This window comes from Streptomyces netropsis, from assembly GCF_014203545.1.
GTDB classification, from domain to species: Bacteria; Actinomycetota; Actinomycetes; order Streptomycetales; family Streptomycetaceae; genus Streptomyces; species Streptomyces netropsis.
In genome coordinates this window covers 384,177-410,018 of record NZ_JACHJG010000003.1, presented here as the reverse complement: position 1 = coordinate 410,018, position 25,842 = coordinate 384,177, and the positions used below count along the sequence as shown (strand labels likewise).

Below are 25,842 nucleotides of genomic sequence, written 5' to 3'. Positions count from 1 at the left end.
CTCGATGCCATGAGCTACACCCCGGACAACGCCGTCCGCGCGTACATCGAAGGTCACCGCGCCGCCTTCCTCGACGACCTCGTCGAATGGCTGCGCATCCCCTCGGTGTCGGCCGACCCCGGCCGTGCCGCCGACGTCCGCCGCAGCGCGGACTGGCTGGCCGCGAAGCTCACCGAGACCGGCTTCCCCACCGCCGAGGTCTGGGAGACCGACGGCGCCCCGGCGGTCTACGCCGAGTGGCCCTCCGGTGACGAGGGCGCCCCGACGGTCCTGGTCTACGGCCACCACGACGTCCAGCCCGCCGCCCTCGAGGACGGCTGGCACACCGAGCCCTTCGAGCCCGTCGTCAAGGACGGCAGGCTGTACGCGCGCGGCGCCGCCGACGACAAGGGCCAGGTCTTCTTCCACACCCTGGGCGTCCGCGCCCACCTGGCGGCGACCGGCCGTACCGCGCCGGCCGTCAACCTCAAGCTCCTGATCGAGGGCGAGGAGGAGTCGGGTTCGGCGCACTTCCCCGACCTCATCCGCGCCCACGCGGACCGTCTCGCCTGCGACGCCGTGATCGTCTCCGACACCGGCATGTGGTCCGAGGACACCCCGACCGTCTGCACCGGCATGCGCGGCCTCACGGACTGCCAGATCGACCTCCACGGACCGGACCAGGACATCCACTCCGGTTCCTTCGGCGGCGCCGTGCCCAACCCGGCCACCGAGGCCGCCCGACTGGTCGCCGCCCTGCACGACGAGGACCGCCGCGTGGCGATCCCCGGCTTCTACGACGGCGTCGTGGAGCTCACCGACCGCGAGCGCGAGCTCTTCGCCGAGCTGCCCTTCGACGAGAAGCAGTGGCTGCGCACCGCCCACTCGCACGGCGCCCTCGGCGAGAGCGGCTACACCACGCTGGAGCGGATCTGGGCCCGGCCCACCGCCGAGGTCAACGGCATCGGCGGCGGCTACCAGGGCCCCGGCGGAAAGACCATCGTGCCGTCCGCCGCGCAGCTCAAGCTGTCCTTCCGGCTCGTCGCCGGCCAGGACTCCGACCGCGTCCAGCAGTCCGTGCGGGACTGGGTCGCGAGCCGGCTGCCGGAGGGGATCCGGCACGAGATCACTTTCTGGGGCGCGACCCGCCCCTGCCTGACACCGCTCGACCACCCGGCTCTGCAGTCGGTCGCCCGGGCCATGGGCCGCGCCTTCGGGCAGCAGGTCCGTTTCACGCGCGAGGGCGGCTCCGGACCGGCCGCCGACCTCCAGGACGTGCTCGGCGTCCCGGTGCTGTTCCTCGGCATCTCGGTGCCTTCGGACGGCTGGCACGCGCCGAACGAGAAGGTCGAGCTGGACCTGCTCATGAAGGGCGTCGAGACCGCCGCTTACCTGTGGGGCGACCTCGCCGAGCACGGGCGCGCGCGTTAGCTCCGGCTTTCGCTCGCGTCCGTGATGCAAACCACCATTCGTAGGGGGAGTTGGAAGCAGCAGTGACCACCTGGACCGATCTCTCAGCCGTCCGGCCCATCACGCTCAGTGGTGCGAGCGGCATCGACCGCGCCGCGCACCACCGGCTGGACGAGGCGTGGCTCTCCGCCGCGTGGAGCCACCCCTCCACGCGGGTCTTCGTGGTCTCCGGCGGCCAGGTCCTCGTCGACGACACCCCGGACGGCCGCACCGAGCTGGTGATGACCCCGGCCTTCGAGGCGCCGGTCACCGAGACGCACCGCTACTTCCTCGGCCAGGACGACAAGGGCGTGGCCTACTTCGCCCTGCAGAAGGACAGCCTGCCGGGCCGGATGGACCAGTCGGCGCGCGCCGCGGGGCTGCGCGAGGCGGGCCTGCTGCTGTCGCAGCGCGATGCCGGGCTGCTGGTGCACGCGGTGGCCCTGGAGAACTGGCAGCGGCTGCACCGCTTCTGCTCGCGCTGCGGCGAGCGCACGGTCGTCGCGGCCGCGGGCCACATCCGCCGCTGCCCGGCCTGTGGTGCCGAGCACTACCCGCGCACCGACCCGGCCGTGATCATGCTGGTCACGGACCATGAGGACAGGGCGCTGCTGGGCCGGCAGATGCACTGGCCCGAGGGCCGCTTCTCGACGCTCGCGGGCTTCGTCGAGCCGGGCGAGTCCATCGAGGAGGCCGTGCGCCGCGAGGTCGCCGAGGAGGCGGGCGTGGTGGTCGGTGACGTGGAGTACGTCGCCAGCCAGCCGTGGCCGTTCCCGTCCAGTCTGATGCTGGGCTTCATGGCCCGGGCCACCTCCTCCGACATCCAGGTGGACGGCGAGGAGATCCACGAGGCCCGCTGGTTCTCACGGGCGGACCTGCGGGCCGCGTTCGAGTCCGGGGAGGTGCTGCCTCCGACGGGCATCTCGATCGCGGCCCGCCTGATCGAGCTCTGGTACGGCGAACCGCTGCCGCAGAGCCAGAGCTGACGCGGGAAGCGTCAGACCGCGAGGGCCTGCTTCACCTGGGCGAGGCTCGGGTTCGTCATGACGATGTGATCGCCACCGTTCGGGGGGACGACCAGAACGGTGGGGACCGTCTGGTTGCCGCCGTTCGCCTTCTCCACGAAGGCCGCCGAGTCGGCGTCGAGCTCGATGTTGACCTCGTTGTAGGTGATCCCCTCGCGGTCCATCTGGCTCTTCAGCCGGCGGCAGTAGCCGCACCAGGTGGTGCTGTACATCGTCACGGTGCCCGACATTCGACCTCGCGCTCCTTCGTTCATGGGTGCTTTTCCGGTGGTAGAACGCGCACCTACCCGCGACCATTCCCGCATTAGTACGACTGCCAGGCCACGCCTGTGGACGACATTCCCGGTCGCCTCCGCCGACCTGGCAGCATGGCGGGGTGACAGCAGCAACGCACTCCTCCCTCTTCCCGCAGGTCCCTGACTCTGCCGACGCGGTGCTCGACGGGCTCGACCCCGAGCAGCGCGAGGTGGCCACGGCCCTGAGCGGACCGGTGTGCGTGCTGGCCGGAGCCGGTACGGGCAAGACCCGGGCGATCACCCATCGCATCGCGTACGGCGTCCGGTCCGGGCTGCTCCAGCCGTCCAGTGTGCTCGCGGTCACCTTCACCAACCGCGCGGCGGGCGAGATGCGCGGCCGGCTGCGCCAGCTCGGCGCGGGCGGCGTCCAGGCCCGCACGTTCCACTCGGCCGCCCTGCGGCAGCTCCAGTACTTCTGGCCGAAGGCCGTCGGCGGTGAGGTGCCCCGCCTCGTCGAGCGCAAGATCCAGCTCGTGGCGGAGTCCGCCGCCCGCTGCCGGGTCCGCCTCGACCGCAACGAGCTGCGCGATGTGACGGGCGAGATCGAGTGGTCGAAGGTCACCCAGACGGTCCCCGAGGACTATCCGGCCGCCGCCGCCAAGACCGGCCGCGAGGCCCCCCGCGATCCCGCCGAGATCGCCCGGATCTACGGCATGTACGAGCAGCTCAAGCGCGACCGCGGAGTGATCGACTTCGAGGACGTGCTGCTGCTGACCGTCGGCGTCCTCCAGGACCGGCACGACATCGCCGAGACGGTCCGCCGCCAGTACCAGCACTTCGTCGTCGACGAGTACCAGGACGTCAGCCCGCTCCAGCAGCGGCTGCTGGAGCTGTGGCTCGGGGACCGGGACAATCTGTGCGTCGTCGGCGACGCCAGCCAGACCATCTACTCCTTCACCGGCGCCACCCCGGACTATCTGCTCGACTTCCGCACCCGCCATCCGCGCGCCACGGTCGTGAAGCTGATCCGCGACTACCGCTCCACCCCCCAGGTGGTGCGCCTCGCCAACGGCCTGCTGTCCCAGGCGCGCGGCCGGGCCGCGGAGCACCGCCTGGAGCTGGTCTCCCAGCGCGAGTCCGGCCCCGAGCCCCATTACTGCGCGTACGGGGACGAGCCCGCCGAGGCCGAGGGCACCGCCCGCCGGGTCCGGGATCTGATCGACTCCGGGGTGCCCGCGAGCGAGATCGCGATCCTCTACCGCATCAACGCCCAGTCCGAGGTCTACGAGCAGGCCCTCGCCGACGCCGGGGTGCCCTATCAGCTGCGCGGCGCCGAGCGGTTCTTCGAGCGGCCCGAGGTGCGCGAGGCCGGGCTGCTGCTGCGGGGCGCGGCCCGCGCCGGCGGTGCGGACGCACAGCTCGCCGACGCCGACGACGTGCCCTCCCAGGTGCGCGCCGTGCTCGGCACCCGTGGGTGGACGGCCGAGCCGCCCGCCGGTTCGGGCGCGGTCCGCGACCGCTGGGAGTCCCTCGCGGCCCTGGTGCGGCTCGCCGAGGACTTCGTTCGGGCCAAGCCGGCCGCCACCCTCGCCGATCTCGTCGCCGAGCTGGACGAGCGGGCCTCCGCCCAGCACGCGCCGACCGTGGAGGGTGTGACTCTCGCCTCACTTCACGCGGCCAAGGGCCTGGAGTGGGACGCCGTCTTCCTGGTCGGGCTCACCGAAGGCATGATGCCGATCACTTACGCCAAGACCGATGAGCAGGTCGAGGAGGAGCGCCGTCTCCTCTATGTCGGCGTCACCCGGGCCCGCCGTCATCTCTCCCTCTCCTGGGCGCTCTCCCGCGCTCCCGGCGGCCGTGCGTCCCGGCGCCCCAGCCGTTTCCTGAACGGGCTGCGGCCGGGCTCCGCCGCGCCCCGCCCGGGAACCGCCGGCGCGGTCGGCCAGGGTGGCGTGGAGCGCGGTGCCGCCGCCCGGCGCAAGCGGCGCGGACCCGCCCTGTGCCGGGTCTGCGGGCGGACGTTGACCGACGCGGGCGAGATCAAACTGATGCGCTGCGAGGACTGCCCCTCGGAGCTTGACGAGGCGCTCTACGAACGACTGCGCGACTGGCGGGCCGGACAGGCCGAGCGGCTGGGCCAGCCCGCCTACTGCGTCTTCACCGACAAGACACTGCTCGCGATTGCCGAGGCCGTACCGGGAACCGAATCGGAGCTTTCCTGCATCTCAGGTGTCGGAGGACGGAAGCTCGACAAGTTCGGTGCCGACGTCCTGGCTCTCTGCTCCGGCCGTGAGCCGAGCTCGTCGGACGTGCCACAGGACACGACCGAAGACTCTCCCGAAAAATAGTTTGCGCGCGCGGACGGCATACCCATAGCCTTCCGAGCAGGGAAACCGCGGTTCTTCCAAGAGCCGCTGGTTCCGTGCTGTACTGAACTGTCCCGGACTGGTTTCGACCGGTCCCCCGAGACGCCGAGAGGAGGCGGAGACCAATGATCAGCTTCATGAGCTTCAACAAAATGACCGATCGCTCGGTCGTCGCCACCTGCCCGCTCGGCGGTTCTTTCGGTTCCCTCCGGGGCACCGGTCTGCCCTTCGGCGGCGCGGAACTCATCGAGGAGCGACCGAGCAAGGCGTCTGCGATTAAGGCAGCGGGGACGGCACAGGCCCAGGCCTATGCACCCGTAGTGACGATCAATGGCGCCGGATCCCTGAACGCGCAGCAGCACCAGCACCACACGATGTGGGCCTTCCGTGGGCTCGAACCCTGGAGAGATCCAGCCTGATCGGCATGATCAGGTCGGCACCTTCCAGGGCCGCGGAACCCACACCGGGATCCGCGGCCCTTTTGTTTGCCCCCAACCGGGGCGCCAGCCCGGCCACCAGCCGGAACAACAGACGAGGAAACAACACCGTGCAACTCAAGGCACACACCCCGTCCGTAGCGACCGACCTGATCCCCCCGCCTGTCCCCACGGAGGACACCTTGACTCCCCTCACCGCCCTCACCGAGCTCGACGACGCCATTGAGAACCTCGGCGTCCCGGTCCCGTGCCGCAGCTATGACCCCGAGGTCTTCTTCGCCGAGACCCCGGCCGACGTCGAGTACGCCAAGTCGCTCTGCCAGACCTGTCCGCTGCGTGAGGCCTGCCTGGCCGGCGCCAAGGACCGCCGTGAGCCGTGGGGCGTCTGGGGCGGCGAGCTGTTCGTCCAGGGCGTGGTCGTGGCCCGCAAGCGTCCGCGTGGGCGTCCGCGCAAGAACCCGGTCGCCGCATGAACACCCTCGGCACCATCGACCGCCCCACCACGCACGACCCCAAGAAGCAGGATCCGACGATGCAGCGCCCGTCCCACGAGCCGGCCGGCTCGAAGACCCCCACCCGTGACACCTCCAGTGCGACCGCGTCGCGCCAGAACAGGAACCTCGAAATGCAACTCATCCCAGAAGCCCTGGCCCGTGCCCATATGCATGAACGCCTCCGGGAGGCCGAGTCCGAACGCAGCGCCGTTCGGCTGGCCGCCGCCCGGCGGATGCAGCGGCGCGCCGAGCGCGCCTCGCTGCGTGCCCGCCGGGCCCTGGCCATGGCCGTCATGCACTGAGCGACAGCTCGGTCGGCGGTAGTGGCCGCTTTACCACGAGACACCCGCGGGGCCGGTCCGTTCGGACCGGCCCCGCGCTGCGTTGGGTGCGTTGTGCCCTCACGGCCTGTTCGCGGGGATATCGTCTGGGAGGTGGACCAGAAGAACACGCATGAATCAGTGCAGTTGGACCCTGAGGCCACCGAGAAAGCCGTGTGCGCTCGCTGTGGCACCACCGCCGACGGTACGCCGCCGACCTGGACCTGCTCCGTCGAGAACGGCCGCCGCAGCTACTTCTGCGACGACTGTGCTCGCGCCAACATCAGATCGATCGAGAGCCGTCTCGACTCCTCCTGGTGGTGACCCCCACCTGACCCCGACCCCGACCCCGGCCCGGGGCCGTCAGGCGGGCGCTTCGCGGCTCTCGTCGACCGCCGCGAAGCCGGGCACCCACGCCTCCATCTCCTCCCGCAACCGCACGGTCGCACCCAGCTGACACAGCACGCCGATCGTGCTCATCGTCACCCGGTGTATCAACAGATACGCCGGGGGCAGATTGAGCTGCCGGGCCAGTTGATAGGCGGGGGAGCGGGGATCGGCGATCCGGGTCGCCTGGGCGCGCAACCAGCTCCGGGTGAAGGTGAACTCCTCCACCTGGGCCGGCTCGATGATCGGCAGCAGATAGTCCAGCACCGCACCGGGCTCCAGCTCGATCTCCGGCTTGACGAACCCCTCTCCCCGCAGCAGCTCGTGGACCGCCTCCGCCTCGCCGTCCAGCGTCAGCCGCAGCGCGGTGCCGATCTCCGGCGGCAGGCCCTGCGGCAGCCGGTCCACGGTGCCGAAGTCCAGCACGCCCAGCCGCCACTTCTCCGGCGGGCCGTCCGGGTGGTCCCCGGTGATCAGCCGGAAATTGCCCGGGTGCGGATCGGCGTGCAGCAGACCCGTCCGGGCGGCGCCCGAAAAGAGGAACCGTGCCAGCAGCTGGCCCGCCCGGTCCCGCTGCTCCGGAGTGCCGTCCGCTATCACCTCGGACAGCGGCACCCCCTCGAGCCACTCCGTCACCAGCACCTGGTCGCTCTGGTGCACCACGGCCGGCACCGTCACATCCGCGTCGCCCGCGAACTCCGACGCGTGCGCGTCCTGGGCCCGGGCCTCCAGCTCGTAGTCCAGCTCCTCGGACACCCGGTCGCGCAGCTCGGCGATGAGGGGCTTGATGTCCATACCGGGGATCAACGGCCCCAGCAGCCGGGCGAAGCGGCCCAGTTGCGTCAGATCGGAGAGCAGGGCCTCGCCCGCCCCCGGATACTGCACCTTGACCGCGACCTCGCGCCCGTCGTGCCAGACCGCCCGGTGCACCTGCCCGATCGACGCCGCCGCCGCGGGCTGGTCGTCGAACTTCTCGAACAGATCCCGCCAGTCCTCGCCGAGCCGCTCCGCCAGGGCCGCGTGCACCGACTTCGACGGCAGCGGTGGCGCGGCCTCCTGGAGCTTGGTGAGCGCCGCCCGGTAGGGACCGGCGATCTGCTCGGGGAGCGCCGACTCGAAGACGGACAGGGCCTGACCCAGCTTCATCGCACCCCCCTTGAGCTGACCGAGGGTCGCGAAGAGCTGTTCGGCCGTGCGCTGTTGCAACTCCGCCGCGATCAGCTCCGCGGGCCGTCCGCCGATGCGTTTTCCGAGTCCGAGCGCCGTGCGCCCCGCGAACCCCAGTGGCAGCGCGGCCAACTTGGCGGTACGGGTGACCGCCTTGCGGGGTAGATCAGACATGCGCCCCTCCAACTAGCTGAACAGCCACGCCGCGGACGGCGGTTACCCGTTCATTGTCCCGTGCGGTGCCCCCGCGGCCGAGGCATATCCGGGATACGAAGATCCCGCCGCGCCGCACGGGCACCGCGGATGCGGTTCGACGGGCCGGGGAGACCAGGCCGGACCCGGCAGAGCCAGCTCCAGACGGACCCCCGCGCTCGCCGGGGACCCACCGTCGAGAAAGGCCAGAGCCCTCGCCACGGTCAGCCCCGCCACCACCGTGGCCAGTGCCATGTCGCAAGACGGTACCCCCGCGCCCCGGCCCGACCTCCACTGGGCGAGCATCCGCGGCCACGCCGTGTCCCGCTCGGCGCGCCCCCGCTCGATGCAGCCCGCGCACGCCGACCCGCCCGGCAGCACCAGTGGCCCCACCAGCCCGGTGGCCTCCAGGACCCCGGCGTACAGATGCGGGGTCCCCGAGGCGATGAGCTCCTCCGCCGCGGCGGGGTCCGGTGCGTAGGCGGCGAGACCGTCGCGCGGAGCGAACACCACCAGCGCCAGCGGTGGCGGGCCGGTGTCCGGCGGACCGCCGTCCTCGGCCGCACCGGCGTCGCGGGCGCGTCCCTCGCCGCCGCGGGCCCGGGGGCGGGGGAGCGGGGCGGCCTGCCGCACCACCCGGCGGGCGGCGGCGTCCCGCCGCTCCCCGGCCCGCTCGGCGCCCACCCCGCCGGGCGCCACGTCCCACGGCTCGACACAGCCGCCGTCCAGCACATCGACCCTGCCCACCCCCGACGCCGACAGCAGCGCCGCGACGGCCGCCCCCACCCGCCCCGCGCCCCGCACCTGAACCCGCGTCGCCTGCCGTGCGCTCATCAGCCGTGCCGCCGCCCCCGGTTCGGGGTGCAGCACCGACAGCGAGGCCAGGTCCGGGCGCAGCCGCTCCAGGCCCGCGCCCCGGCCCCGCAGGGTGGCGGCGGCCTCCCCGCCACCCCGGGGGTCGTCGAGCAGCCCGGCCTGGCTCAGCCGCTCCACCAGGGCGTCCGTCCGCCCGTCCGGCAGTCCGAGATCGCGCGCCGCCTCACGGAGCAGCGGCAGACCGCGGGTCCCGTCGAGCAGACCCAGGAAGCTGCCGGTCGCGGTGTCGACCGGACCGACCACCACCGCGTGGGCCGGAGCCACCCCGAATTGCACCGTCTCGCGGTCGCGCCAGCTCCGGCGCAGTGCGGGCTTGAGCATCGGATGCGGGGAGCCGGGCGGCTCGCCGGCCGGGCGCGTGCGGGGACGTACGGCGAAAGGCCGCGGCCGTCCCGGGGGCGGGAATTCCTCGTCGTGACATTCGGCGGCTCGGTGCGCGGAGTTCGTCTGCATGGCTTCCCCCTCGGTCGGCCTTCAGCATGCGCGCCGCGCTCCCTCACCGTGCGAAGTTGTCCACAAGCACTGGGTGATTGTCATACAAGCCGTGCACTCTGCGGGTGTTTCCCCGACAACCGAGCGAGGGGCGGGACTTCACGCGCCGCCAACAGGTAACGTCGGGGCCGTGCCCGTCGACCCCCTGCACAGTGCCGCAAGACCATCGCGCAGCGCCCCGAGCCCGCTCTCCAGTGGCTCGGAGGCGTACGCGGTCGAGGTCCGCCGGAGTTCGCGCCGCCGCAGAACGGTCTCCGCCTACCGGGAGGGTGAGCGCACCGTCGTCCTCATCCCCGCCCGGATGTCGGAGGCGGAGGAGAAGCGCTGGGTGGGCGTGATGCTCGACAGACTCGCGGCGCAGGAGAGCAAGCGGATGCTCGGCGACGCCGAGCTGGCCGACCGGGCGCAGCGGCTCTCCGGCCAGTACCTCGACGGCCGCGCCCGCCCCGCCACGGTCCGCTGGGTCACCAATCAGAACACCCGATGGGGGTCGTGCACCCCCGCCGAGGGCAGCATCCGTCTCTCCCACCGGCTCCAGGGCATGCCCGAGTACGTCGTGGACTACGTCCTGCTTCACGAGTTGGCGCACCTCCTGGTCCCCGGGCACGGTCCGCGCTTCTGGGAGCTCCTCGACGCCTATCCCCGCACCGAGCGCGCCCGCGGATACCTCGAAGGTGTGGTCGCCGCCGACCGGCTGCCGCATCTGCCCGCGGCTCGCAGCGAATGACGTCGCCGAGTGCGTGACACCCCGGCCGCCCGGCGCCGCCCCCTGCCCGGGGCGGCGCGGGCCCGCACGCTCTCGCGCCTCCCCGGCCCCTCGCACGCCCCGGAATCGCTGGCTGTGAGGGTCAGCCGTTAGCCTGACGCAACGCATTCATCGCAGGTTCGGATGGGGGACGGTCGTAACGCATGGCCAGGGAATTCCAGCGCGGCCACAAGGCCAAGATCAGTGACCTGACAGCGGGGACCGATCTGTACATCGGTGTGCAGATCTCCGGACCCGGGCTGTCCTTCGACATCAGCTGCTTCGGGCTCGACGCCCAGGAGCGGCTGTCGGACGACCGGTACTTCATCTTCTTCAATCAGCCGAAGTCCCCCGAGGAGTCCATTCAGCAGCTCGGCGCGCAGGCCGGTGACACGGAGTCCTTCCGGGTCACCCTCGACCGCGTTCCGGCACACGTCCGGAAGCTCTCCTTCACGGCGACGGTCGACGGCGCGGGCCAGATGTCGCAGATCGGCCCCGGCTACGTCCGCATCGTCGCGGGCGGTGCGGAAGTCGCGCGGTACTCCTTCACCGGTGCGGAATTCAGCACCGAGCGCGCGGTGATGCTCGGCGACATCTATATGAAGGACGTATGGCGGTTCGCCGCCGTCGGGCAGGGTTTCGACGGCGGTCTGGAAGCGCTGCTCACCAACTTCGGCGGCGAGGTCCTGGAGGAGGAGCCCGAGCCGGCTTCGGCCCCCACCCCCGCCGCGGCCCCCGCCTTCGCGCCCCCGGCTGCGCAGGCGAGCGCGCCCCCGGCCTTCGCCGCGCCCCCGGCACCGCCGCAGACCCCGCAGCCCGCGCCCGCGGCGCCCACCCCGCCGCCCGCGCAGGGCTTCCCGCCCCCGCCCGGCAGCACCCCGCCGCCGGTCGCCCCCGCGGTGCACGCGGCCGCCACGATCGCCGCGCCGATCGCCCCGCCCGGCTTCTTCACCGGCCAGCCCGGCGTGGGCCAGCACACCCCGGCCGGCGGCACGATCCCGCCGCCGCCCGGCCAGCCCGGCGTGCCCGGTCAGCCGGGCCCGTACGGCCAGCAGCAGCCGGCCCCCTACGGACAGCCCGGTCAGCAGCAGCCCTACGGCCAGCCCGGCCAGCCGTTCCCCGGCCAGCAACCGCCGTACCCGGGCCAGCCCGGTCAGCCGGGGCCGTACGGCGGACCCCCGCCCGCGGCGCTGCACGGCACGCCCCCGCACGGCATGCCCCAGGGCACGCCCCCGCAGGGCGGCACCCCCGTGGGCGTCCAGGCGGCGCTCGAGAAGTACCGCGAGGCGCCCACCGGACAGCGGTGGACCCTGCAGAACCCCCGGCTCATCCGCGTCGACCTCGGCACCGACCCGCAGCCCGTGCTCGCCCGCCAGGGCAGCATGGTGCTCTACCAGGGCAAGGTCGACTTCGGCTACAAGGGCGCCGGATTCGCCGGCCGGATCATGGGCAACGCCACCGGCCAGGAGATGCAGCTCATGCGCTGCACCGGCCGGGGACAGGTGTTCCTGGCGGAGAACTCCGCCCACGTGCACCCGATCGAGCTCCAGGGCGACGCCATCTGCGTCTCCGCGGAGTCGGTGCTCGCCTTCGACGAGTCGCTCCAGCACGAGGTCCGCCGGATCGAGGGCCACGGCATCCCCGGCGGCGCGCTGTTCACCATGCAGTTCCAGGGGCACGGCACCGTCGTCGTCAAGACCAACGGCGTTCCCGTGGTCCTGCCGGTCACCCCGACCACCTACGCCGACAGCAACGCCATCGTCGCCTGGTCCGCCGCCGCCCAGGTGGTCATCTCCAGCCAGGTGCGGCTGCGCCGCAACTCCTACCCGGGCCACAGCGGAGAGACCGTGAACCTCCAATTCCGTGGCGCGCCCGGCAATTTCATCGTCGTCCAGCCCTACGAGGTCTGAGGGAGCCCGAAATGACCATGAACCAGACTCCGATCTCGGGCTACGCCCCGACCCCCGTCGCGGCCCGGATGGAGAACCACGGCAGCAGCATGCTCAAGGTGGCCATGCAGTCCGGCCACGACCTGTTCGCCCGCACGGGCTCGATGATCGCCTACGAGGGCTTCGTCCAGTACGAGGCGAACCCGCCCGCCATCCGTCAGATGGCGTCCCAGTGGGTCACCGGCGAGGGCATGCCGCTCATGAAGTGCCACGGCGACGGGCTGCTCTACCTCGCCGACTACGGGGCGGACGTCGTCTGCCTCCAGCTCAACGGCGACTCGCTCTCCGTCAACGGCACCAACATCCTCGCCTTCGACGCACACCTGCAGTGGGGTGTGCAGCGGGTGAAGGGCATGGCGAAGTTCGCGGGCCAGGGCCTGTTCAACGTGGCCATCTCCGGCACCGGTTGGGTCGCGCTCACCTCGCGCGGCACACCGATCGTCGTCGACTGCGGCAGCGGTGAGGACGAGACCTATGTGGACCCCGACGCCCTCGTGGCCTGGTCCACGGGCCTCAAGATGAAGGGGAAGCGCAGCTTCAAGGCTTCCTCGATGATCGGCCGGGGCAGCGGCGAGGCGTACCAGCTGGGCTTCTCCGGCCAGGGTTTCGTGGTCGTACAGCCCAGCGAGGACAGCACTGACCGGCTCCGGGCCCGGGGCTGAGGGGGAGCGAAGACACATGCAGAGCCCGCTTTTCGGCCACACCGAGGCCCAGTCCCAGGATCGCTACGCGCTCCAGAACCCGCAGTTGCTGCGGGTCTCCCTCACCGGCCACGACGACGTCCTCGCCCGCAAGGGCTCGATGGTCGCGTACCAGGGCATGATGGAGTTCGACGGCGAGTACCTGACGCGCGGCCAGCAGAACGCCCGTGCCCACACCGGTGAGGTTCTGGACCTGATGCGCTGCTCGGGGCAGGGCACGGTCTATTTCGCCAACCTCGCGCAGTACGTCCACATCGTGGACGTGGACCACAACGGCCTGACCGTGGACGCCGCCTACGTCCTCGCGATGGACTCCACCCTGCACTGGGACACCATCGCGGTGGACAGCCAGTTCGGGATCTCCGGCTCCGGCGCGTACAACCTCGTCATCTCCGGGCAGGGCAAGGTCGCGCTCATGACCTCCGGCCAGCCCCTGATGCTCCAGGTCACCCCGGACAAGTACGTCAACGCCGACGCGGACGCCGTCGTGGCGTGGTCGACGTCGCTCGTCGTCCAGATGCAGGCGCCGACGTCCTCGTCGAGCGTCTGGCGGCGGCGCGGCAGCACGGGCGAGGGCTGGGAGCTGAACTTCCAGGGCCACGGCTACGCCCTCGTGCAGCCCAGCGAGCTGCTCCCGCCCCAGGGCGCGGAGATCGGCCAGGGGGCGATGGCCCAGTACGGCTTCGGCCAGCACGGTGCGCACGGTCAGAACCAGGGCAACATCTGGTCCAACCGCTGAGCGATGGGTAAGGGGCGCCACTCAGGGCGTGGCGCCCCTTACCCGTGCGCTCTCAGAGGCGGGCGAGCGTCCGCTCCATCAGCCTCACGACCGACTCGTCGGCCACCGAGGCCACCTCGTCGTACGCGAACCAGCGCAGGTCCAGCGACTCGTCGCTGATGGCCTCCACCGCACCCTCCGGCACCAGCGCCGCGTACTGCACGTCGAGGTGCCAGTTGCAGGGCGAGGGGATCGGGTGCCGGTCCAGCCGGACCGGACCGACGGGCAGCAGGGTCAGACCCTCGATGCCGGACTCCTCGGTGGCCTCCCGCAGCGCCGCCGCCGCGAGCGTGGCGTCGCCGGGCTCGCAGTGGCCGCCCATCTGGAGCCACATCCGCAGCTTGCGGTGCAGCGTGAGCAGCACCTTGCCGCGCGCCGGGTCGATCACCAGCGCGCTCGCCGTGATGTGCCCGGCCTGGCAGGGCTTCCACGTGCCGTCCGGGTGCTCGGCCAGGTGATCCAGATAGAGATCGCGCAGCTCTTCCTGCTCCCCGTACTCCTTCAGTACGAGGACCGCGTTCTCATGAAGGCTCACTTGTCGTCTTCGCCCTTTTCCTCGCCCTTTTCGCCCTTTGCCTCGTCCCCGGCGGCGTCCTTCTTCAGGTCCGGCTTCGCGGACCCGCTCCCGGCCGCCTCGCCCAGCATCTTGTCCAGCTCGGAGAAGTCCAGGTGCTCGCGGTGCACGAAGCCGTCCGGGTCGTCCAGGTCGGCGGCCGTCGGCAGCATGTCGGGGTGCTCCCACAGGGCGTCGCGGCCCTCCAGCCCCCGTGCGTCGGTCAGCGACGCCCACAGCCGCGAGGCGTCCCGCAGGCGGCGCGGCCGCAGCTCCAGGCCGATCAGGGTGGCGAAGGTCTGCTCCGCCGGACCGCCGGACGCGCGACGGCGGCGCAGCGTCTCGCGCAGCGCGTCGGCCGACGGCAGGTGCGGCGAGGCTGCCGCGTGCACGACCGCGTCGACCCAGCCCTCGACCAGCGCGAGCGCGGTCTCCAGGCGGGCGAGCGCCGCCTTCTGCTCCGGGGTGTCCTCCGGCTGGAACATGCCCTGCTGAAGGGCGTCCTGCAGCTGCTCCGGGTGCGAGGGGTCGAGCTGGCCGACCACGTCCTCCAGCTTGGAGGTGTCGACCTTGATGCCCCGGGCGTAGCCCTCGACCGCGCCGAACAGGTGCGAGCGCAGCCACGGCACGTGGGCGAAGAGCCGCTGGTGGGCGGCTTCCCGCAGGGCCAGGTACAGCCGGACCTCGTCCTGCGGCACACCGAGCCCGGAGCCGAGCGACGCGATGTTCACCGGCAGCAGGGCGGCCTTGCCCGCGGGGCCGAGCGGCAGGCCGATATCGGTCGAACCGACCACCTCGCCGGCCAGCACGCCCACGGCCTGGCCGATCTGCTGGCCGAACATGGCCCCGCCCATCTGCCGCATCATCCCGAGCAGCGGGCCGGCCATGGCCTGCATCTCCTCGGGCAGTACGTCGCCCATGGCGGCGCCGACGCGCTCGGCGACCGGGTCGACCAGGTCCTTCCACACCGGGAGGGTCGCCTCGACCCACTCCGCGCGGCTCCAGGCGACCGCCGTGCCCGCGCCCGAGGGCAGCGAGGTCACGCCGTCCAGCCACAGGTCGGCCAGGCGCACGGCCTCCTCGACCGCGGCCCGCTCGCCCGACGTGACGCTGGCGTCCTTGCTGCCGTCGGCGGTGCCCTGCGCGACGGTCTGCCGTGCGATGTCCTTGGCCATGTCCCAGTTCACCGGGCCGCCCTCGTACGAGAGCATCTGGCCCAGCTGCTGGAACGCGGCGCCCAGATCGCCCGGGTTCATGGAGCCGAACATCGCGGCGAAGGGGTTGTCCCCGCCGCCCGCGGCCCCGCCGAACCCGAACGGATTCGCCGGTCCCTGGCCGCCGCCCTGGCTGCCGTCCTTCTTCTTGCCGTCGTCGCCGTTCTCCGGCTCCTCCGGCGGAAGACCGAATCCGAATGGGGTGTCACTCACGGGTTTCCTCGGCTCGTAGGGCCGCCGGCGTGGAACCGGCGGCGAATGCCCGACATCACTACCCAGCGTAGACACCTCTGCGGTATCCGGGCTTGGTGCTTCGCCGACCCGGGGCCTGCGGCAGGATGGACGTCACCTGGTACGTACGCGTCATCACACTTACGTACTGAAGACAACCGCTGGAGACGCCCGGTGAGTTCCCCCGACCGAGAAGTTCGCGCAGCGCGAAACGGTTCCGCGCGAGACAGTACGGCCCTGCCCGGCCGCCGACCCGTCGTCGCCGTCACCGGTGCCGCGAGCGGCGTCGGCGCGCTGCTCACGCAGCGGCTGGCCGCATCAGAAGAGATCAAGCAGGTAGTGGCGATAGACGAGCGCCGCGGCGACGTGACCGAGGCACAGTGGCATGTGCTGGACGTACGCGACCCGGCGATCGCGGAGAAGCTGCGCGGTGCCGACGTCGTCGTCCACCTCGCCCTGGACCTCGATCTGGAGACCGACCCCGCCGCCCGCACCGCCTACAACGTGCGCGGCACCCAGACCGTGCTGACCGCCGCCGCGGCCGCCGGGGTGCACCGCGTCGTGCTGTGCACCTCCGCGATGGTCTACGGGGCCCGGCCCGACAACGCCGTACCGCTCGCCGAGGACGCCGAGCTGCGCGCGACCGCCGAGGCCACCGGCGTCGGCGACCTGCTGGAGATCGAGCGGCTCGCCAAGCGCGCGCCCCGCGCGCACCCCGGCCTGAACGTCACCGTGCTGCGCCCCGCCGTCCTCGTCGGCGGCACCGACACCGCCCTCACCCGCTACTTCGAGTCGCCCCGCCTCCTGGTGGTCGCCGGATCCCGGCCGACCTGGCAGTTCTGCCATGTGGAGGACCTGGTGAGCGCCCTGGAGTTCGCCGCCCTGGAGAAGGCCGAGGGCGACCTCGCGGTGGGCTGCGACGGCTGGCTGGAGCAGGAGGAGGTCGAGGAGCTGACCGGTATCCGGCGTATGGAGCTGCCCTCGGCGGTCGCGCTGGGCGCGGCCTCCCGGCTGCACCGCCTGGGCCTGACGCCGTCGCCCGCGGGCGACCTCGAGTACACGATGCACCCGTGGGTGGTCAGCGGCAGCCGGCTGCACGACGCCGGCTGGCGGCCGCGCTGGACCAACGAGGAGGTCCTCGCGGAGCTGCTGGAGGAGGTCGCCGGCCGGCACACGGTCGCGGGCCGCCGGCTCGGCCGCAAGGACGCCACCACGCTGGGCGCCGCGGGGGCGACCGTCGCCCTGGTGGGCACCGCGGCGCTGGTCCGCCGCGCCCGCAAGGCGCGCCGCCGCCTGTAGGCCCCGCCGGCCCGCTGTAGGACCCTCCATACGGCGTTCCGGGCGGCCTGGTGAAACACCATTCACCACCGCCGCCCCGCGTGCGGCACGATGGACCGCATGGCCCGAACGTACGACCGCTCCGGCGGCCACCCCGGTGAGCTCGCCGCCCTGGACCCGATCCGCCTCCTCGCCGTCCGTGACACCCCGCTGTCGCTGGACGAGGTCTTCGCGGCGGTCGGCGACGACGCCGCGGGGGGCACCGCGCTCTTCGTGGGCACGGTGCGCGACCACGACGGCGGCGCGGACGTGGACGGGCTCGGCTACTCCGCGCACCCCACGGCCGAGGCCGAGCTGCGCCGCGTCGCCGAGAAGATCGTGGCGGACTTCCCCGTACGGGCGCTCGCCGCGGTGCACCGGGTGGGGGAGCTGGCCGTCGGCGACCTGGCGGTCGTGGTGGCCGTCTCCTGTCCGCACCGGGCCGAGGCCTTCGCGGCGTGCCGCCGTCTGATCGACGACCTCAAGGCGGAGGTCCCGATCTGGAAGCACCAGAAGTTCACGGACGGCACGGAAGAATGGGTCGGCGCGTAGCGCCGTCGGATCGGGGGTACCCCATCTCCTTGGGGGTACTCCATCTCCGCAGGCCAGACCACCAATGGCTCACCCCGGTTGCGTAACCGGGCCCCTGACGTAAGCGTTGTGACGGCGGACGTTTAATCTGCTCATCAGTCAGTTGCGCTTCGGAAGGGGTCGGGAGGCCGGCATGGCGGCACTTGCATGGTTGCTGATCCCCGTGGCCGCGGCCGTTGCCGCCGCCACGTGGGGGAGTTGGGCGGGCCGCAACCGCAAGGTCGGCGACGTCGCGGAACTGGCGGGCTACGAGCGGTTCCGCGCCGCCATGGAACGCCGGGATCCCGGCGCCTCGCCGGGCTCCGACGCGGCCTAGCGGGCCCTGCCCCGTACGGACCGCCCCGGGGGTGGACTGTCGGACCCGTCCCGTACTGTCGTTCCATGCCCCGCCGCACCGCGACGATGCTCGCCTCCCTCCTGATGCTGATCGCGCTGCTCTGCGCAGGCGTGCTGATCCCCGTGCCGTACGCGGAGATGTCGCCGGGGCCGACGTACAACACCCTCGGTGAGCACGGCGGTGAGCCGGTGCTCCAGATCTCCGGCCACAAGACGTATCCGACCAGCGGCAATCTCAATATGACGACGGTCCGCGTCACCGGCTCGCAGTACCGGATGAATCTGGTCGAAGCGGTCTACGGCTGGCTCGCGCACGACAATCTGGTGGTCCCGCACAGCACGCTCTATCCGGACGACAAGACCCCGGACCAGCTGAACCAGGAGACCGCCGAGGAGTTCAGCCAGTCCCAGGAGAGCGCCAAGGTGGCGGCGCTCAAGGAGCTGAAGATCCCGGTCGGCACGCGCGTCGTCGTGGCGTCGGTCGTCAAGGGCAGCCCGGCCGAGGGCGCCTTGCACGCGGGCGATGTGATCAAGGCCGTCGACGGTACGGAGATCAAGCAGCCCGGAGACGTGGCCAGGCTCGTCACCAAGCACCAGCCCGGCCAGGAGGTCTTGTTCCGGGTCGTCCCGGCCAAGGAGGCGGCCGCGGCGGAGAAGGAGAAGCGGGCGCCGAGGCAGGAGCAGACGGTCGGCCTCGTCACGGGCAAGGCCCCCGACAAGCGGGCCGTCGTCGGCATCCAGGCCGGGATCGACCACACCTTCCCGTTCTCGATCAACATCAAGCTGACGGACGTCGGCGGGCCGAGCGCCGGGCTGATGTTCGCCCTCGGGATAGTCGACAAGCTGACCCCGGAGGACCTCACCGGCGGCAAGTTCATCGCCGGTACGGGCACGATCGACGACACCGGCAAGGTCGGGCCGATCGGCGGGATCCAGATGAAGACGGTCGCCGCGCGGTCCAAGGGCGCCAGGTTCTTCCTCACGCCCAAGGACAATTGCGCGGCGGCCGCCAAGGACACCCCCAAGGGCCTCACGCTCGTCAAGGTCGACACCATAGGTGACGCGACGAAGGCCCTCGAGAAGATCCGCAAGGGTGACGCGGCGAACCTGCCGAGCTGCTCGACGGGTCGCTAGGGCCTGCTCCCGGATCTGAGAGACAGGCCCAGGCCCTAGGCGCCACCCCCGCGGACGCGGGCCGGCGTCAGCCCTCGAACGTGGCCGCGAGGGCCTCGGCCAGGCCCGGTACGAGGTCGGCCCCGGTCAGCACCTCGTTCGGCGAGTCCTTCTCGCGCAGACGCAGCGCCGACTCGCGCGCGCCGTCGCGCAGCACCGCGACGGTCATCCGGACCTCCTGCCGGTCCGGGTGCGCCGCGACCCACTTGGCGAGCTGCTTCTCGTTCATCCCGTTCGGCACGGTCCCCTCGGCGGACGGCGGCAGCATCAGCCGCTCCACGGTCAGGGCGCAGCCGACCACCGCGTCGGGCCAGGCGATGGTGCCGAGGAACTTGTCGAGGGCGGTGCCGCGCGGCAGCTCGTCCTGCTCGATGGGGGTGAGCGAGGTGGCGTTGCCGGGGGTTTCGTCGAGGCCGAGCTGGGCGGCCAGGCCGGGCTCCTGGGCGCGCAGTTTCGCGGTGTCGACCAGGGCGAAGAGACGGGCGGGCTGGTCCCAGCCGAGGCCGGAGGCGTACTCGTCGATTTCGAGCACGGCTCGGGTCAGCGGGCTGGCGGCCATCGGGGTGCCGGGTTCGGAGGGGCTGGGGAAGCTGGGAAAGCTGGACATGGTCACAATCGTGCCCTGAGAGTGACCAAAAACGGGAACTGAGTAAAGCCTCGGTAAGTTGCCACACTGGGTCCTACGATCGCTGGGCCTGATCGACAGCTTCATCGACAGCGAACTTCGAGGTGCGCACCTTGGCTTTCCAGATGCCGGACCGCGGCGGAGGCCCGACGAGGCCACGGATGAGAGTCGGCCGCCCGTCCCGGCGCGTCCGGACCCTGCTCATGACCTTGGGCGTGCTGGCCGTGCTGGCCATGCTCTTCGTCATGTTCGCCGGGTACTGGACGCAATGGCTCTGGTACCGCTCCGTGCACTACTCCTCCGTCTTCACCACCACCCTGGGCACCAAGATCGGTCTGTTCGCGGTCTTCGGACTGCTGATGGCCCTGGCGGTGGGATTCAACATCTGGCTCGCGCACCGGCTGCGGCCGCCGCTGAGCGCGATGTCGGGGGAGCAGGAGAGCCTCGACCGCTACCGGATGAGCATCGCGCCCTACAAGAAGTGGGTGCTGCTGGCCATCGCCTCGCTCGTCGGGCTGGTCGCCGGCGCGTCCGCGGCCGGGCAGTGGCGCACCTGGCTCATGTGGGTCAACGGCGTGTCCTTCGGTCAGACGGACCCGCAGTTCCACAAGGACATCGCGTTCTACACGTTCGATCTTCCCTGGTACCGCTTCCTGCTGAGCTTCGGCTTCGCGGCCGCGGTCCTGTCGCTGATCGCCGCGACCCTGGTGCACTACCTCTACAACGGTCTGCGGCCCACCAGCCCGGGCGCGCGGGCCTCCGCGGCGGCCACGGGACACCTGTCGGTGCTGCTCGGCATCTTCGTCACGCTCAAGGCCGTCGCGTACTGGCTCGACCGGTACGGCCTGGCGGTGAAGTCCAGCGGGCTGAAGTCCACCGAGGGCTGGACCGGCCTGCGGTACGTCGACGCCAACGCCTATCTGCCGGCCAAGACCATCCTCTTCATCATCGCGCTGATCTGCGCCGTGCTGTTCTTCGCGACGCTCTGGCGGCGCACCTGGCAGCTGCCGGTGATCGGCTTCGGTCTGATGGTGCTCTCGGCGGTCCTGATCGGCGGGCTCTACCCGGCGATCGTGCAGAAGTTCCAGGTCCAGCCGAACGAGCAGGCCAAGGAAGCCCCGTACATCAAGAAGAACATCACCGCGACGCGCGAGGCCTACGGCATCGACGGCTCGCAGGTGAAGGACTACGCGGGCACCAGCGACCTCAAGGCCAAGGACAAGCAGAAGCTGCGCGACGCGGCCAACTCGACCGCCAGCCTGCGGATGCTCGACCCGAACATCGTCTCGCCCACGTTCCAGCAGCTCCAGCAGGTCCGTGGGTACTACCAGTTCCCGTCCACCCTGGACGTCGACCGCTACAAGGTCGACGGCAAGGAGACGGACACGGTCGTCGGTCTGCGCGAGCTGAACATCAACGGCATCCCCGAGCGCAATTGGATCAACGACCACTTCAAGTACACCCACGGCTACGGCGCCATCACCGCGAAGGGCACCGCCACCGTCGGTGAGGGCGACCCGGACTTCACCGAGAAGAACCTGCCGACCACCGGCAAGCTCGGCTCGTACGAGCAGCGGGTGTACTACGGCGAGAAGACGACGCAGTACTCGATCGTCGGCGGGCCGCAGAAGGAGCTGGACTACTCCGGCGACAAGGGCGAGAAGAGCTACAGCTACCGGGGCAAGAGCGGTGTGAACCTCTCGAACCCGGTCAACCGGGCCGCTTACGCGGTGGCCTTCGGCGAGCCGCAGATCCTCTACTCGGGTGCCATCGGCGAGGGTTCGCGGATCCTGTACAACCGCACGCCCAAGGAGCGCGTCGAGGCGGTCGCCCCGTGGCTGACCATCGACGGCGACGCCTACCCGGCGGTCGTAGGCGGTCGCATCCAGTGGATCGTGGACGCCTACACCACGACCAACGGCTATCCGTACGCGTCCCGTACGACCCTCGGTGACACGACGGCGGACTCGCTGACGACCGGACAGCGGGCGGTGGTGGCCCAGCAGAACCAGGTCAACTACATCCGCAACTCCGTGAAGGCGACCGTGGACGCCTACGACGGCACGGTGAAGCTGTACCAGTGGGACACCAAGGACCCGGTGCTCAAGACCTGGATGAAGGCCTTCCCGGGAACGGTGAAGGCCAAGAGCCAGATCGACTCGGACCTGATGGACCACATGCGCTACCCGCAGGACCTCTTCAAGGTCCAGCGCGAGCTGCTCACCCGCTACCACGTCACCAACCCGGGCACGTTCTACACCGGCAGTGAGCGCTGGGAGGTGCCGAACGACCCGACCACCAAGTCGAAGAACGCGGTGCCGCCGTACTACCTCAGCATGAAGATGCCGGACCAGCAGGAGCAGTCGTTCTCGCTGACGACGACGCTGACGCCGAAGAGCCGGGAGAACCTCGGTGCCTTCATGGCCGTCGACGCCGACGCGAAGAGCCCCGACTACGGCAAGATCAGAATCCTGAAACTGCCGTCCGAGACCACGGTGTCGGGCCCCCAGCAGGTGCAGAGCAAGTTCAACGGTGACCCCGAGATCGCCAACAAGATCAATATCTTGAAGCGCGGGGACTCCGAGATCGAGTACGGCAATCTGCTGACCGTGCCGCTCGACGGCGGGCTGCTGTACGTCGAGCCGGTCTACGTGCGCGGCGCCGGCACGAACTTCCCCCGGCTGAAGAAGGTCCTGGTGACCTACGGGGAGAAGACCGCCTTCGAGGACGACCTCACCAAGGCGTTGGACGTGGTCTTCGGGGTCAAGAGCCCCGACAGCCCCACGAAGCCGCCGGGGGACACCCCCACGAAGCCGCCGTCCCAGGACCCCACGGTCAAGCAGGCCCTGAAGGACGCCCAGGACGCCTTCGACGCGAGCCAGAAGGCGCTCGACGACAAGGACTGGACGGCCTACGGCAAGGCCCAGCAGAGCCTGAAGGAGGCGCTGGACCGGGCCGCCAAGGCCGAGGCCGCGGCCGCCGAGAAGGCGGCCAAGCCGGGCAGCTGAGAAGTCCGGTGAGGCCCCACCCCGCGCCGTGGTACGGTTGTTTCACAACGGCGCGGGGTGGAGCAGCTCGGTAGCTCGCTGGGCTCATAACCCAGAGGTCGCAGGTTCAAATCCTGTCCCCGCTACTCAAAGACAAGGCCCGGAGTCCTCGGACTCCGGGCCTTGTCGTGTGCCCGGGGCAGGGCGTCCCGGAATTTTTGGTTACCCATACCCCGGCGCGCCGTGGCCTGTGGGGGTTGTGTGCGGGGCTTCTGAATAGAGTTTGCAGCACGGCCGTGTCGGGAAGTCGGGAAGTCGACAAAACGCTGAAGTGACCTCATCGGCTGCGGTATACCAGGTGTACGCGGGTTGCGGGTGGTGCGACGATGGGTCTTATGGGGGACAGGACGAGGTTGTTGGGGACACGTCGGCTTGTGGAGGCTCCCGGTGACGGGAGCGATCAGGAACCGCAGGCGTTCGGCTCGGAGGCGGCCGGCCCCGGCGAGAGCGCCGACGCGGGCGACCTCTCCACCGACGCCGCCGACCTCGAACTCGAAACCGCCCGGCGCCGGGCCGAGGAGTCCGGCGACCCCGCCGCCCTCAGCATGCTCGGCGCGCTGCTGCTGCGCCGCGGCGACCTCGACGGCGCCGAGCGCCACTTGAGGGCCGCGACCGCCGACGGCGACCGCTCCGCCGCCAACAACCTGGGTGTCCTGCTGCACCAGCGCGGCTACGCGGACGAGGCCGCCTCCTGGTGGCGCGTCGCCGCCGTCGCCGGTTCCGCCGCCGCGGCCCACGCCCTCGGCCGCTACCACCGGGAGCGCGGCGACGAGCCCGCCGCCGAGTACTGGCTGCGGCAGTCCGCCGAGTCCGGGCACGCCCTCGGCGCGTACGCCCTCGCGGATCTGCTGGAGCACCGCAGCGACGTGGGCGCCGAGCGCTGGTTCCGCTCCGCCGCCGAGCGCGGGCACCGCGAGGCCGCCTACCGCCTCGCGCGCATCCTCGACGGCCGGGCGCCGCGCCGCGGCACGGGCCCCGGCGGTCTCGCCGGGCTGGACGGGCTCGGGGACGGCCCCGGCGGCCTCGGCCCCTCCACCGGTACCCGCTACGCCTCGGCCGGCGGCGTCGACACCTCGGTCCGTGATCTGCGGGCCGCGGCGGCCGGCCGCCGCGACGAGAGCGCGGCCGGCGAGGCCGAGCAGTGGTACCGGCAGGCCGCCGCCCGCGGCCACCGGCGCGCCGCCCTGCACCTGGGCACCCTGCTGGAGGCGCGCGGCGAGATCCAGGAGGCCGGGCGCTGGTATCTGACGTCCGCCAAGGACGGGGAGTCGCGCGCCGCCTGTGCCCTCGGCTTCCTGCTGCGCGACGCCGGCGACACCGAGAGCGCCGCGATCTGGTGGCGCCGGGCCGCCCAGGACGGCGACGGCAACGCCGCCAACGCGCTGGGCGCCCTGCACGCCGACCGGGGCGAGTCGCAGCAGGCCGAGCGCTGGTACCGGGCCGCGCTCGACGCCGGCGACGTCAACGGCGCGTACAACCTCGGCCTGCTCTGCGCCGAGCAGGGCCGCACCGCGCAGGCCGAGCAGTGGTACCGCCGCGCCGCCTACGCCGGGCACCAGGAGGCCGCCAACGCGCTGGCCGTGCTGCTGCTGCAGGGCGGCGACTCCGCCGGGGCCGAGCCGTGGTTCTCCAAGGCCGCCGAGGCGGGCAGCGTCGACGCCGCGTTCAACCTGGGCATCCTCTACGCCGGGCGGGACGAGGAGCGCTCGGCCTTCGAGTGGTACGAGCGGGCCGCGGCCGCCGGGCACACCGACGCGGCCCTCCAGGTCGCCATGGTCCTGCTGCGGGACGGCGAGGACGAGGAGGCGGAGCGCCATCTCCGGGTCGCCGTGCGCGGCGGCAGCGCCGAGGCGGCCTTCCGGCTGGGCGCGCTGCTCGACCGCGACGACGAGGCGTGGGAGGAGTGCGAGAAGTGGTACGGGCACGCCGCCCGGCAGGGCCACCGGCGGGCCCAGGTCCGGCTCGGCATGCTCGTCGCCGCGCGGGGTGACGTGGTCGAGGCCGCGCACTGGTACCGCCAGGCCGCCGAGGCGGGCAGCCGTAACGGCGCCTTCAACCTCGGGCTGCTGCTGGCACGCGAGGGCAGCGAGCCGGAGGCGGCGCTGTGGTGGGCCAGGGCCGCCCAGGCCGGTCACGGGCGGGCCGCGCTGCGGCTCGCCCTGCTGGCCGCCCGGCGCGGCAATCTGGCCGAGGGGCAGCACTGGTGCGCCCGCGCCGTCGAGCTCGGCCCGGCGGAGGTCGCCGAGCGTGCGGCGCGGCTGCGGGACGCGTTGCAGCAGGAACTGTCGGCGTAGGGGCGGCGGGCGCTCGCGCCGGGCCCCAGGGCCGGGGCTGCGGCGTCCCGGCGGTGGCCGCCCGGAGGCTGTTCGCACGGGTGTTTGCACACGCGTTTGCCTGAAGCCCTACCGACGGGTTACAGTTAGGTCAACGACGCGGGGTGGAGCAGCTCGGTAGCTCGCTGGGCTCATAACCCAGAGGTCGCAGGTTCAAATCCTGTCCCCGCTACTCGAAGACAAGGCCCGGATCCTTCAAGGATCCGGGCCTTCGTCGTATGCCTGGACGTCTATGCCCGGACGTCTATGCCCGGAGCCCGGACGTCTATGCCCGGACGGGCGGAGCGGGGCGCGCGAACGGCGGCGGCCGTCGGCCGCCGCCGTGTCACGGGCTTCGCGTCACGCCGTCGAGCAGTTCGGGCAGATGCCGCGGTAGGTCACCTCGACCGCCGAGACCTGGAAGCCGAAGCGCTCGTGCGCCGGGAGGTCGGCGAGCAGGTCCCCGGAGGGGTGGACGTCCCGGATCGTGCCGCACCGCGAGCACACCAGGTGCTGGTGCGCGTGGTGGGCGTTCGGGTCGTAGCGCTTGGCGCGCCCGTCCGTGCTCACCTCGAGGATCTCGCCCAGGGACACCAGCTCCCCGAGGGTGTTGTACACCGTCGCGCGCGAGATCTCGGGCAGGAGGTCCGTCGCCTTGGCGTGCACCTCGTCGGCGGTGTAGTGCACGTGGTCCCCGTCGAGGACCTCGGCGACGACGCGTCGCTGTGCGGTCAGCCGCCAGCCGCGTCCCCGGAGCCGTTCCAGCAGGTCACTCATGCCATCACCTATCAGTCAGATAGGACCAGCGTAGCAGCGCCCCTTGTCCATCAATGGATCTCGTATTCATGTC

The 25,842-nt window shown here is 71.6% G+C and carries 24 protein-coding genes and 2 tRNA genes; 19 read left to right on the top strand and 7 right to left on the bottom strand.

Features of this window, described 5'->3' with window-relative positions:
• The first annotated feature begins 9 nt into the window (after window positions 1-9).
• Both FHS38_RS09675 and nudC read left to right on the top strand, forming a co-directional pair.
• A complete protein-coding gene (locus tag FHS38_RS09675) occupies window positions 10-1,410 on the top strand; it encodes a dipeptidase (RefSeq protein WP_184732843.1) in 1,401 nt (466 codons plus the stop codon).
• Between the two features lie 62 nt (window positions 1,411-1,472).
• Window positions 1,473-2,414, top strand: coding sequence for an NAD(+) diphosphatase (nudC, locus tag FHS38_RS09670; protein ID WP_184732841.1), 942 nt, complete (start codon window positions 1,473-1,475; stop codon window positions 2,412-2,414).
• Window positions 2,415-2,425: 11 nt separating this feature from the next.
• Here nudC and FHS38_RS09665 read toward each other — a convergent pair whose 3' ends face one another.
• Window positions 2,426-2,683, bottom strand: a complete 258-nt coding sequence (locus FHS38_RS09665; protein WP_130879783.1) for a glutaredoxin family protein — start codon at window positions 2,681-2,683, stop codon at window positions 2,426-2,428.
• 146 nt (window positions 2,684-2,829) lie between these two features.
• Between FHS38_RS09665 and FHS38_RS09660 the strand changes: the two genes are divergently transcribed.
• The 5 genes from FHS38_RS09660 to FHS38_RS09640 all read left to right on the top strand — a co-directional run bounded on the left by FHS38_RS09660 (window position 2,830) and on the right by FHS38_RS09640 (window position 6,630).
• Window positions 2,830-5,037: an ATP-dependent DNA helicase UvrD2 gene (locus tag FHS38_RS09660; RefSeq protein ID WP_184732839.1), complete on the top strand. Its 2,208-nt coding sequence runs from the start codon at window positions 2,830-2,832 to the stop codon at window positions 5,035-5,037.
• Between the two features lie 143 nt (window positions 5,038-5,180).
• Entirely contained in the window at window positions 5,181-5,474 is a 294-nt protein-coding gene (locus FHS38_RS09655) for a hypothetical protein (protein ID WP_184732837.1), read from the top strand.
• A 128-nt stretch (window positions 5,475-5,602) separates the two neighbouring features.
• Entirely contained in the window at window positions 5,603-5,965 is a 363-nt protein-coding gene (locus tag FHS38_RS09650) for a WhiB family transcriptional regulator (RefSeq protein WP_130879785.1), read from the top strand.
• The gene (locus FHS38_RS09645; RefSeq protein WP_184732835.1) at window positions 5,962-6,288 is read left to right on the top strand and encodes a putative WhiB-interacting protein; all 327 of its coding nucleotides are present in this window, start codon (window positions 5,962-5,964) and stop codon (window positions 6,286-6,288) included. The genes FHS38_RS09650 and FHS38_RS09645 overlap by 4 nt, the downstream gene beginning before the upstream one ends.
• Window positions 6,289-6,420: 132 nt before the next feature.
• Window positions 6,421-6,630, top strand: a complete 210-nt coding sequence (locus tag FHS38_RS09640) for a hypothetical protein (RefSeq protein ID WP_221494890.1) — start codon at window positions 6,421-6,423, stop codon at window positions 6,628-6,630.
• A 39-nt stretch (window positions 6,631-6,669) separates the two neighbouring features.
• Here the strand turns inward: FHS38_RS09640 and FHS38_RS09635 are convergent, their stop codons facing one another.
• Window positions 6,670-8,034 carry an ABC1 kinase family protein gene (locus FHS38_RS09635; RefSeq protein WP_184732833.1) on the bottom strand — a complete coding sequence of 455 codons (1,365 nt, stop codon included), beginning with the start codon at window positions 8,032-8,034 and terminating at the stop codon, window positions 6,670-6,672.
• 42 nt (window positions 8,035-8,076) lie between these two features.
• Window positions 8,077-9,249, bottom strand: coding sequence for a ThiF family adenylyltransferase (locus tag FHS38_RS09630; protein WP_184733388.1), 1,173 nt, complete (start codon window positions 9,247-9,249; stop codon window positions 8,077-8,079).
• Between the two features lie 301 nt (window positions 9,250-9,550).
• Between FHS38_RS09630 and FHS38_RS09625 the strand changes: the two genes are divergently transcribed.
• The 4 genes from FHS38_RS09625 (at window position 9,551) to FHS38_RS09610 (ending at window position 13,554) form a co-directional block, all read left to right on the top strand.
• Window positions 9,551-10,147, top strand: coding sequence for a M48 metallopeptidase family protein (locus tag FHS38_RS09625; protein WP_184732831.1), 597 nt, complete (start codon window positions 9,551-9,553; stop codon window positions 10,145-10,147).
• Window positions 10,148-10,329: 182 nt separating this feature from the next.
• Window positions 10,330-12,075: a TerD family protein gene (locus FHS38_RS09620; RefSeq protein ID WP_184732829.1), complete on the top strand. Its 1,746-nt coding sequence runs from the start codon at window positions 10,330-10,332 to the stop codon at window positions 12,073-12,075.
• A 17-nt stretch (window positions 12,076-12,092) separates the two neighbouring features.
• The gene (locus tag FHS38_RS09615) at window positions 12,093-12,776 is read left to right on the top strand and encodes an AIM24 family protein (protein WP_184733387.1); all 684 of its coding nucleotides are present in this window, start codon (window positions 12,093-12,095) and stop codon (window positions 12,774-12,776) included.
• A 16-nt stretch (window positions 12,777-12,792) separates the two neighbouring features.
• Complete coding sequence (locus tag FHS38_RS09610) at window positions 12,793-13,554, top strand: AIM24 family protein (RefSeq protein WP_184732827.1); 762 nt, start codon at window positions 12,793-12,795, stop codon at window positions 13,552-13,554.
• Window positions 13,555-13,606: 52 nt separating this feature from the next.
• On the opposite strand, the gene FHS38_RS09605 is transcribed toward FHS38_RS09610, so the two are convergent.
• Together FHS38_RS09605 and FHS38_RS09600 are read right to left on the bottom strand one after the other, a co-directional pair.
• Window positions 13,607-14,128 carry an NUDIX hydrolase gene (locus FHS38_RS09605; RefSeq protein ID WP_184732825.1) on the bottom strand — a complete coding sequence of 174 codons (522 nt, stop codon included), beginning with the start codon at window positions 14,126-14,128 and terminating at the stop codon, window positions 13,607-13,609.
• Window positions 14,125-15,573, bottom strand: coding sequence for a zinc-dependent metalloprotease (locus tag FHS38_RS09600; RefSeq protein WP_184732823.1), 1,449 nt, complete (start codon window positions 15,571-15,573; stop codon window positions 14,125-14,127). Before FHS38_RS09600 ends, FHS38_RS09605 begins: the two co-directional genes overlap by 4 nt.
• 192 nt (window positions 15,574-15,765) lie before the next feature.
• Here FHS38_RS09600 and FHS38_RS09595 point away from each other — a divergent pair, with 192 nt between their 5' ends.
• The 4 genes from FHS38_RS09595 (at window position 15,766) to FHS38_RS09580 (ending at window position 18,969) form a co-directional block, all read left to right on the top strand.
• Window positions 15,766-16,890: an SDR family oxidoreductase gene (locus FHS38_RS09595; RefSeq protein ID WP_130879793.1), complete on the top strand. Its 1,125-nt coding sequence runs from the start codon at window positions 15,766-15,768 to the stop codon at window positions 16,888-16,890.
• A 90-nt stretch (window positions 16,891-16,980) separates the two neighbouring features.
• Entirely contained in the window at window positions 16,981-17,460 is a 480-nt protein-coding gene (locus tag FHS38_RS09590) for a molybdenum cofactor biosynthesis protein MoaE (RefSeq protein WP_184732821.1), read from the top strand.
• Between the two features lie 172 nt (window positions 17,461-17,632).
• Window positions 17,633-17,815, top strand: a complete 183-nt coding sequence (locus FHS38_RS09585) for a hypothetical protein (protein WP_184732819.1) — start codon at window positions 17,633-17,635, stop codon at window positions 17,813-17,815.
• A gap of 65 nt (window positions 17,816-17,880) precedes the next feature.
• The gene (locus FHS38_RS09580) at window positions 17,881-18,969 is read left to right on the top strand and encodes a YlbL family protein (RefSeq protein ID WP_184732817.1); all 1,089 of its coding nucleotides are present in this window, start codon (window positions 17,881-17,883) and stop codon (window positions 18,967-18,969) included.
• A 67-nt stretch (window positions 18,970-19,036) separates the two neighbouring features.
• Here the strand turns inward: FHS38_RS09580 and FHS38_RS09575 are convergent, their stop codons facing one another.
• Complete coding sequence (locus FHS38_RS09575; RefSeq protein WP_130879797.1) at window positions 19,037-19,615, bottom strand: PPA1309 family protein; 579 nt, start codon at window positions 19,613-19,615, stop codon at window positions 19,037-19,039.
• A gap of 179 nt (window positions 19,616-19,794) precedes the next feature.
• Between FHS38_RS09575 and FHS38_RS09570 the strand changes: the two genes are divergently transcribed.
• The 4 genes from FHS38_RS09570 (at window position 19,795) to FHS38_RS09555 (ending at window position 25,185) form a co-directional block, all read left to right on the top strand.
• Window positions 19,795-22,641 carry a UPF0182 family membrane protein gene (locus FHS38_RS09570; RefSeq protein WP_229822301.1) on the top strand — a complete coding sequence of 949 codons (2,847 nt, stop codon included), beginning with the start codon at window positions 19,795-19,797 and terminating at the stop codon, window positions 22,639-22,641.
• Between the two features lie 51 nt (window positions 22,642-22,692).
• Window positions 22,693-22,766, top strand: a tRNA-Met gene (locus tag FHS38_RS09565).
• Window positions 22,767-23,006: 240 nt separating this feature from the next.
• Window positions 23,007-24,974: a tetratricopeptide repeat protein gene (locus tag FHS38_RS09560; RefSeq protein ID WP_184732815.1), complete on the top strand. Its 1,968-nt coding sequence runs from the start codon at window positions 23,007-23,009 to the stop codon at window positions 24,972-24,974.
• A gap of 137 nt (window positions 24,975-25,111) precedes the next feature.
• Window positions 25,112-25,185 (top strand) — tRNA-Met (locus tag FHS38_RS09555).
• Between the two features lie 167 nt (window positions 25,186-25,352).
• On the opposite strand, the gene FHS38_RS09550 is transcribed toward FHS38_RS09555, so the two are convergent.
• Complete coding sequence (locus FHS38_RS09550; protein ID WP_184732813.1) at window positions 25,353-25,769, bottom strand: Fur family transcriptional regulator; 417 nt, start codon at window positions 25,767-25,769, stop codon at window positions 25,353-25,355.
• Between the last annotated feature and the right edge of the window lie 73 nt (window positions 25,770-25,842).

Bases quoted from the DNA above. Each gene is read 5' to 3' on its own strand.
- FHS38_RS09675 (WP_184732843.1), top strand. From the start codon at position 10: ATGAGCTACACCCCGGACAACGCCGTCCGCGCGTACATCGAAGGTCAC.
- FHS38_RS09665 (WP_130879783.1), bottom strand. From the start codon at position 2,683: ATGTCGGGCACCGTGACGATGTACAGCACCACCTGGTGCGGCTACTGC.
- FHS38_RS09655 (WP_184732837.1), top strand. From the start codon at position 5,181: ATGATCAGCTTCATGAGCTTCAACAAAATGACCGATCGCTCGGTCGTC.
- FHS38_RS09645 (WP_184732835.1), top strand. From the start codon at position 5,962: ATGAACACCCTCGGCACCATCGACCGCCCCACCACGCACGACCCCAAG.
- FHS38_RS09635 (WP_184732833.1), bottom strand. From the start codon at position 8,034: ATGTCTGATCTACCCCGCAAGGCGGTCACCCGTACCGCCAAGTTGGCC.
- FHS38_RS09630 (WP_184733388.1), bottom strand. From the start codon at position 9,249: ATGCTCAAGCCCGCACTGCGCCGGAGCTGGCGCGACCGCGAGACGGTG.
- FHS38_RS09620 (WP_184732829.1), top strand. From the start codon at position 10,330: ATGGCCAGGGAATTCCAGCGCGGCCACAAGGCCAAGATCAGTGACCTG.
- FHS38_RS09615 (WP_184733387.1), top strand. From the start codon at position 12,093: ATGAACCAGACTCCGATCTCGGGCTACGCCCCGACCCCCGTCGCGGCC.
- FHS38_RS09610 (WP_184732827.1), top strand. From the start codon at position 12,793: ATGCAGAGCCCGCTTTTCGGCCACACCGAGGCCCAGTCCCAGGATCGC.
- FHS38_RS09590 (WP_184732821.1), top strand. From the start codon at position 16,981: ATGGACCGCATGGCCCGAACGTACGACCGCTCCGGCGGCCACCCCGGT.
- FHS38_RS09585 (WP_184732819.1), top strand. From the start codon at position 17,633: ATGGCGGCACTTGCATGGTTGCTGATCCCCGTGGCCGCGGCCGTTGCC.
- FHS38_RS09580 (WP_184732817.1), top strand. From the start codon at position 17,881: ATGCCCCGCCGCACCGCGACGATGCTCGCCTCCCTCCTGATGCTGATC.
- FHS38_RS09575 (WP_130879797.1), bottom strand. From the start codon at position 19,615: ATGTCCAGCTTTCCCAGCTTCCCCAGCCCCTCCGAACCCGGCACCCCG.
- FHS38_RS09570 (WP_229822301.1), top strand. From the start codon at position 19,795: ATGAGAGTCGGCCGCCCGTCCCGGCGCGTCCGGACCCTGCTCATGACC.
- FHS38_RS09560 (WP_184732815.1), top strand. From the start codon at position 23,007: ATGGGTCTTATGGGGGACAGGACGAGGTTGTTGGGGACACGTCGGCTT.
- FHS38_RS09550 (WP_184732813.1), bottom strand. From the start codon at position 25,769: ATGAGTGACCTGCTGGAACGGCTCCGGGGACGCGGCTGGCGGCTGACC.